The sequence below is a fragment of the Candidatus Binatia bacterium genome (genome assembly GCA_029243485.1).
Classification (GTDB): Bacteria; Desulfobacterota; Binatia; order UBA12015; family UBA12015; genus VGTG01.
The window spans coordinates 1-8,133 of record JAQWRY010000006.1; the positions used below are offsets into that span (position 1 = coordinate 1).

Here is an 8,133-nt window from a genome sequence, read left to right on the forward strand (position 1 = left end):
CGGGCTCAAACGGCGGCGGCGACGCCGCCGGGCGGGCGCTCACAAAGCGCTGCGCGTGTAGCAGAACTCGAATTTGCTACGCGGCCTCGTAGCGAAGGGCCTCGAGATTTAGCGCCTTCAGGGGCGAATGGCGATCCAAGACCGCCTCCTGCCTCCATGGTTCGCAAACGCGCGGGCATCGAGTTGACGCTTTTTCCCGAAAGCTACGACGGCCTCTCGCTTAAGACCGAGACCCCGAAGGATATGAAAGGGAATACCCCGATCCACTGTTTGGGTTCAGAGACGGTTGGGCCACGGTATGGACGACCCCGACCCCGACGCCGCCGGCGATCAGCTGGGCTGTGGCCGCTCTGACATATCATTTTGGCGGCGCCGCCCAGCGGGCTAGACCCGAAAACTGGACCTCGCTCCAGGCTTCGGGGTTGCCGCTACCCGGCGACCTGGGCAAATAGGCCGTTCATGTTGGCTACCGCCAGTCAAAACGGTTCTTCTCGTTCCTCTCGTCGGCTGCGCGGTGTTGTGGGTCGTCGCCTCTTGCCGGGTCATTGCGTCCGGGCCTGAACTTGAGCCGTTTCAGCTTGTTCTTCAAGACTTCTTCATGGCGTTGGCCGAATCGTTGGGACTGCCCGGAAGATCCGCCGCTGCCTAACAAGTAGGTGCAGCGGGCGTGCTGACACTGAGGCGTTGGCAGGCGTGCTAGAATGGCGTGCGTCTGGAGCGTTCAGGAGCTGCCCGGTAGGTCGCCGCACGCCGCTGAACGCCGATCCGTTATACGGCATGATCGAGATTCGCACCGCACAAGAGAGTGACCTCCTGATCGTCAGTCAGTGGCTACGCAACCAGACGGAGTGCGAGATGTGGGCGGGCCACGGAGTCTTGTATCCGATTGACCTGCCGGCTCTGCCCGATGCGATTCAATGGACCGAGAGCGACTCTTGGGTTGTAACTCTTCGTGAAGAGGTCGCGGCGTTCGGTCAACTTGTACCCAAGCTGTACGTCGTCAGCTGAGTCGGGATCTTTGGGGTCGATTTCCTAGAGACACTTCCGGCACGTTTGCTCGACTACGCAGCGTGTAGATTCTGCCGCTTACGACGAGCCATTGTCTTTTTCTTGATCTGCTCTCGGCGGCGGTAGGCGGGATCAAGGGCCCATTTGCCCAGGACGGCGGGTAGCCGCCACCGCGAAGGCTCGAGCCAGGTCCGGATTTCGGGTTCAAGCGGCCGCGGCGGAGCCCTCGGGCGGCAGTTCGTTTCGCCGGCGCTCCCCGATGCGAACAGTCTCAGGGCGAGGCGGAACTCGTTGTCAGCCCAAGCCAGGTTCCACCACTTTCGTCATCATGCGCGAACTGATCACCGATATTGTCCCCGGCGACTACATCGCCTGCCACTCCGAGCCCGTCGCCGTAAAGGGTTCCTCCTCGTCTTCCCGCGGCTGCGGAGCCGGTTGCGTAGAGTGTCTTCACGCTGAAACCCACCTTGGCCGGTTGCCAGTAGGAAATTGGAAGGTTTCGCACCCAGTTTCCGGCTCGCGCCCAATATCCGGTTCCTGAAGCCGGTTTTATGAAAGCACTAAGTTTGTGGAAGACCCCGCCCATGGCCGCCCCGATGAGTCCGCCAATGACGACCCCCTGAAGTACCGGGCCCCAGAGTTGGTCGACACTTCCGCACCCGGTCGAACAGGCGATGGCCGCCTCGAGGCCGCCGGCGGCCGCGCCGACGACGAACCCGGCGGCCATCTGGCCGGCAAGGGATGTGATGCCGCCGGCGAAGACGGCCCCTGGTGCGAATGCAAGGGGCAGGGCAGCACCTACGAGGCCGCCCAGCACCGCTCCGGAACTGGCCGCGATCCAGAATTCGGCGCTGTCTACCCCGTACCCCTGGGAGAGAGCTATCCCGCCGAAGGTTGCAAATCCTATGGCTGCACCGGCAGCAGCGAAGCTGCCGAGAGCGGCGAATCCCCCGGCGCCCGCCAGTACGGCGGCGAGTCCGCCGGTCAGCACAATTGCTGCGGCGACGAGGACCACCACCAGGACGATCGCGACCACGGTGAGGATCTCGACGATATTGTCGGCCAACCACTCCCCTGCCGAAGCGAACGCGTCCCCGATCGCCGAAAAGATGGAACGTCCGGTAGGGTCGGTGTAGCGGATGGGGTTGCCGACTGCGAAAGCGTAGCGGTTCAGCGTTCTTGGGTCGGAGACGTCGGAGACGATCGTATCGGCATTCGTGAACCTTCCGATCTCGGGGTCGTAGTGTCGCGCATTGAAGTTGTAGAGGTCGGTCGCTGGATCGAATTCCTGCCCCTGGAAGGCAGGCCCGATGGTTCGTCTCCCGGAATGGAGTCCGCCCTTCCAGTTCTCGGCGGAGCCAAAGGGTTCGTACTCGCGGGTCTGGCGGATGCGCCCCTTCTCGTTGGTCACCGCTGTTACGCTGCCCAGGTGATTGCCGTGCAGGTAGAGGCTCTTGAGTCGCAGACCGGGGTTCGCGACAGCATGAGCGGTGCTCGGTTGCGCGAGGGGGCTCATGGCGACCGCCAGCACGACGATGAGGTGGGTCGGGTTTGAGCGTGCTCTTGTCCCGATTTCCTTGATCGAGGAGTAGATCCCCCAGTTGCGTCTGCGGTCGAGCAGAAGGACCGTGAGGAGGAGCAGGATGCCGGTCGAGGAGAATCCCGCGCGGTAGATTGGAAGTCCTCTGTCGGGAAGAGCGGACCTGATCAACTCTACGCGCTTACTTCCGCTGGTGACGATGGCGACGGCGAGGCTGCCGGCGAAGATGTTTCGGGTGGCCCGGGATCGTGTCTCTTCGTACCACCCTCCGATGATGACGCGACGCTTCCGGCCATTTTCCTGGATGACGAGATTCCCAGCAGCGTCGTAGGTATTTCGCTCCAGAACGCGCTCGCGGCGCCCTCGCTGGTCGCTCACGGTGCGTAGTCGATTGGCTCCGTCGTATTCGAATCGTCGCGAGCCCTTCACGGTCATATTGCCTCGCTCGTCGTAGGCCATGGCGAAGGCGCGCTTGATCTCGTCGGGAGCGAGTCCAGCCATCCCAGCGGAGCAGTCGTCTATCTTCTTCTCGGGGCCTCGCTTGCCTCCGATCTCGGCCGCGCAGATTACGCGCTGCGGATGGGCGGAGTCCATCGCGAAGCGTAGATCTCCCTTCCGAGTGAGGTTGCCGATTGCGTCGAACTCGTAGCGTCGATCGACTTCATTTTTGTCGCTGGTCGCCCGGGTCAGTCGACCCAGTTCGTCGTACTCGAAGCTTCTCGTTTCTTCCCGGATCGCGTCATGGAGGCTGGTGACGTTGTTGGCCGAATCAAAGGCATAGGTAAGGGCCTGAATGGTGTGTCCGAAGGAGTTGACGGCAGAGTTTGTCTCCATCCGCTCGAGGACATCGTAGGTCATTTCGGTGGTTACGCCGTTGCCGTATCGCATGCCTTCGATCCGGCCACCGGCACTGTAGACGAACTGATCGATGATGACGTCTCCGTTTTGGTCGACGAGCGACGTCAGGTTGTTTCCGGGGTCGTACTCATGATGGACTTCGAACCCATCGGGGTAGGTGATGGACCTGACCCTGTCCATCGAGTCGTACGTCCAGCCCATCACATAGGTTTTGTCGCCGACCAGGCGTCGGCGTTCGACGACCCGGCCCCGTGCGTCATAGGAGAGCTGCAGGACGCCCGCCGCGTCGAAAACCTCGACGAGTCTGCCGACGGCATTGACATCCCCGGCCGTTCCATAACGGAAGACCTGAAGGCGGCCGTCGGGCAGCTCCTTCTCCAATAGCTGTCCGGTTGGAGAGTATCTGAAGAAAGTCTCTCCCCCATCAGGTCCGGTTTCGCGGGTGAGGCGTCCTTCGCCGTCGTATGCGTAATCGAACGTGCCGGCGTTGGGATCTTCGAGGCGAGTCCGGCGCGAGACACCGTCGTAGGTGATGCTGGTTCTGGAGCCAATGGCATCGATGATGCCGACGATCCTCGACGACGAGTCGTACTCGTAGTTGGTGGTCTGGTCCTGACCGTCGAGTTGTGAAGTGACACGCCGCGGCTTTCCGGAAGGATGGGAGATCAGGCGGGTGATCTGGCCTCGGGCGTCGATCGTCGTGCTTTCTCGGCCATTGTAGGTGATCGAGAGTTGCTGACCGAGCGGATCTTGGAGGAGCGAAGGTCTTCCCATGTCGTCGCGGATCATGGTGGAAGTAGGGTCAGGGTCGCCTTCGTAGAAGGCGGAAGTCGTCGTCCCTGGCAGACCATCGCCCCCGAACTCCCTGGCGATGACAACGGGGCGGCCATGGCTGCCCTCCTGGCGGGTTTCGTAGATTCGGCCGAAGGCGTCGTAGAAATACTCGGTCTCGAACAGCTCGGAGGTGCCCGCAGTCTCCGTGCGGCGTTCTTTAAACGATTGGTTGTTCGGGTCGCCGAGGTTGGAGTAGGTCCAGGACACGGTGCCGTGCGGGGAACTCTCGTCGCCAGGAGAGGTCGCCTTGATCTTGCGGCCGAAGGCGTCGTACTCGGTCGTGGTCTGGTTGCCGCTGGCGTCCACGTCCAGCACGATCAGGCCAAAGCGGGGGTCATACTCGGTGCGTCGTATATGGCCCAGGTCGTCGGTTGCCTGGACTCGAAAGGTCCCTGTCGTGTCGTACAGGAATTCGACCGTGGCTGCTGCGCGGTCCACCGTCTCGACCATATTGCCCCATGCATCGAAAGTCATGAGAACTTCGGTGTAGTCGTTCTCGGAGATCCGTTCGCGCATCCGAAGTGGTCGGCCCAGGTTGTCGTATTCGTTGATTGCCTCGGAGACGATCTCGTCGGCACTATCTCGTTGTTCGATCCGGCTCAGGAGCGCCCAGAAGCCGTCTTCCGTTTTCTGGTGCCAGTCGTAGGTCAGGATCACTTCGTCGTTCGGAGTCTCGATCTCGGGGTCTTCGACCTTGCGGATGAGTTGCATGAATTCATCGTACTCACGTTCGATGTGGGAACTGGTCGTGAGGGTGATGCCGTCTTCCTCGTACTGAGCGGAATCCGTCGTTCCAACGAGTACCTGTGTGACTCCCTGCTCCACGGAGTGGCGGATGGTCTCGGTTTCGCTCCAGGTGCGGAGTTTTCCCGCGCTGTCGTAGGTACGGATCACATTGGGCTGCCCCGCCCGATCCTCGTCCTGATAGAAATGCGTTTCGACACGCAGTCCAATGTTTGGAGTTCGGGTGGTTTTGGCAAAGCCCCGCAAACCTCCGTCCTCGAAGAGTCCACCCTCATAGCTGAAGGTATCCTGCATCACGTTGCCACGGCCGTCATCCCGCGCGAGTGATCGCGGGACGGCCATGGCTATGGGAAGGCCCTGGATGCCGGTGGCAGTCCTATTGTCGAACTCGGTGGATATCGCCCATGTGACGATCGTCTCTTCGCCCAGGGGGCCTATCGCGCTGGCCAGCAGATTCGATCTCTGTGATTCAGCCAGTCTGAATTCGCGGGGACCAGCTTCCTTGGCCGCCACGAGGTCCATCTGCCCGTCGGCGTTGAGGTCTGCGAAGCTCACACCGGTCGATGCGCCATCTTCGTCGATGAAGTGGACGCCGGCCGAAGCGAAGAGGGTCCCCATCGTCGGATCGAGGACCCATCCGGCTCCGTCATTCCGGAGGGCCCTGACCTGGCTGGGTGACGCTTGCAGGTAGTCGACAAGGCCGTCTTCATTGAAATCGGTGGGTACGAGACCGGTGCCCTCGAGCGACTCCTTGAGCCCGTAGATGCCCAGAGCGGACATCGTGGCGGTGTAGCTGTCACTCTTCTCCCAGCCCTGTCCCGTGAATAGGTAGGCGGCCTCTTTGCCTTCGACGCTTCGAATGATGTCCGCGTGCCCATCTCCGTTCACGTCGACGAGGGAGTATCCCTGAAGTTCATACTCGACCACAAAAGCTGCTGCGGATCCGTCTCCGTTCGCATTGTCGGTCAGGACGTTGGCGAGCGCATTGGCCAGCGAGTTGGAGGGGTGCCAGCCGGGGTGGTCGCGACCACCGTTGAGAAGGACGGCGCGCACCATGCGAGGAGTCTGGCCCAAGGCCGCGCTCTGGTCGAAGACCAGAGACCAGATGATGTCCATCCGGCCATCGCCATTGATGTCTCCCATTTCGACGCCCGGGTACTCGCCGTCCTTGCCGATAAAGGAGAACGGCTCGCTCACCTCGACGGAGAAGTCGCCGGGATTCGAAGGGACGCAGATGGGCAGTGGCTCTTCGTCTTCGGCCAGAGGGACGCAGTCTTCGGGGTCGGCAGGAGAGCACTCTTCGTTCTGCTCGGCTTCGACGGTACACCCGGTGCAGTAGGGCGGAGAACAGCCGCTGGGAGCCGGAGCGGCGAAGTCGCTGCATAGGGGAGCACGACAATTCGTCTGTGCCTGCGTATCGGCCAGGGCAAGGGACATTCCAGAGATGCTCTGCAGTTGATCGCTCCATGCAGCGCTTCGTTGCCAGGAGCTACCGTTGTTCAGGTACACGTTGCTGACCGGATTCCCGCCCACGAGACGAGCGGAGACGATGTCTGGCATTGCATCTCCGTCGACGTCCATGAAACGCACGCCCGTATCGACTCCGTCCTCGCCGATCGTCGCCGACTCGATCGCCTGAAGCGCGGCCGTCCACGCGGCATCCGCCGTGGGGAAAGAGCCGGAACCATCGCCTATATAGACGGCTGATCCATTGTCGACCACGTCGGCGAAGCCATCGCCGTCCACATCGATGAATTGGACGCCGGTCTGCTTGCCGTCTGCGTCGGCAAGGCTCGGCCCGGAGAGCAGTAGGGGGCTCGCCTGCGTTTGCCAGGCCGGAGAGCGCTCGGTGTACGTAATCTCGCGGAGAACGACCTCCGAGATGCCGTCGGAGCCGACCAGCGTGACGCGACTGAGCAGGGAAGGACCATTGTTGTAGCGTGAGTAGCTGAGTTCATAGCGACGCACGAGATTTCCCTGGGCACGGACGACGATCTTCTTCAAGCGAAGATTGTTCGAGATGCGGGCGCCACCGCGATAGGCAGTGCGGCGGTCGGGTCGCCTCTCGTAGACGAACTCGATGACGTTGTCCCCGAGGGTATCGTTAGGGGCGTACCCGGTGTAGTGCACAGTTTTGGGATAGATGGTCTGGTTGTCACCGTCGCAGGAGGGGTCATCAAAGACTTCGCACTCCCGTCCATAGGCGAAAGTCATCGTGTTGCCGGACGGATCCTCGAGAAGATCGAGTAGCCAGATTTCGCCATCGAGTCGACTATCGCTGCGACTGCCGAAGTAGTAGGCGTTGCCTTGTCCGTCGTGCGTCAACCAACCGTCGCCGTTGCGCCGGAAGGGGCGGTAGACATTCTCGATCTTGGCACGGTAGATGCCATCGCCGTTTTCGTCGTGCAGCTCGCCTCCCGCCCCTCCGAGGGAAAAGGAGAATCGGTCGTTGGGGGTTCCCTCGATGGTGGCGAGGGTGCTCGGGTCCCCGTCTCCTTGCCAGCTTTCGATCGAACCCATCGCCATGCCCCATCCGGCACCGGCGAGTCCGCCGCCTCCGAGGGAACTGAACGCCAGAGAGAGGCGCGGATGGATGGCCCGTCGCCCGGGCGGTGCGGCGATCATGATGCGGTCGGCGACGACGCCGTAGGACTCCGATACGGTCGCACTGCTCGGCTCGCCGAACGCCGTGGGAAGGGGAACCTCGACACCGTTCAAGAGTGACCCCTGCGCGCATGCGTCTGATGGCAGGATGGTGAGAGCCATCACAGCCCAGGCGAAAAGCACGATCGGAAGGCGTCCGGGCGCTCTCCTCTGCGACCGCAAGGCTGCTGGCAACGGCTGGTCCATGATTTCCATCCTTTAGGCTAATATCGGGCTTCGAATCCGAGCAAAGTCCGGCACAAGCTACGGTGCTCGCCAGGGGCGACCCCGATGGTAGGAGACAGTAAGGCCCTTTTTGCCTCAATTGACTTGTAGCCGTCAATCCCAAGCCTCACGCGGGGAGCCGTGAACGAGATCTGCAACCCCGTCGACGCCGCAGAATCCGCGACCGTGTAGACGTTGGAAGGGAACGGCAGGAGGCAATCGGGATGCAGCGGTTCGCACCCAGGCTGCAGCGCGCCGGCATCGATCTCGATATCGACCGG

The 8,133-nt window shown here is 61.9% G+C and carries 3 protein-coding genes; 1 reads left to right on the forward strand and 2 read right to left on the reverse strand.

All coding sequences use genetic code 11. The annotated features are described in order from the left end of the window. The first annotated feature begins 777 nt into the window (after window positions 1-777). Window positions 778-1,008 (forward strand): hypothetical protein, encoded by a 231-nt coding sequence (locus P8R42_03695; GenBank protein ID MDG2303752.1) that lies wholly within the window; start codon window positions 778-780, stop codon window positions 1,006-1,008. Between the two features lie 271 nt (window positions 1,009-1,279). Here the strand turns inward: P8R42_03695 and P8R42_03700 are convergent, their stop codons facing one another. After that, window positions 1,280-7,834: an FG-GAP-like repeat-containing protein gene (locus P8R42_03700; GenBank protein MDG2303753.1), complete on the reverse strand. Its 6,555-nt coding sequence runs from the start codon at window positions 7,832-7,834 to the stop codon at window positions 1,280-1,282. 17 nt (window positions 7,835-7,851) lie between these two features. After that, the coding region (locus P8R42_03705) for a hypothetical protein (protein MDG2303754.1) at window positions 7,852-8,133 on the reverse strand (282 nt) is incomplete at its 5' end.

What these genes read in the sequence shown, in the direction of transcription:
- P8R42_03695 (MDG2303752.1), top strand. Translation starts at nt 778, where the DNA reads ATGATCGAGATTCGCACCGCACAAGAGAGTGACCTCCTGATCGTCAGT.
- P8R42_03700 (MDG2303753.1), bottom strand. Translation starts at nt 7,834, where the DNA reads ATGGACCAGCCGTTGCCAGCAGCCTTGCGGTCGCAGAGGAGAGCGCCC.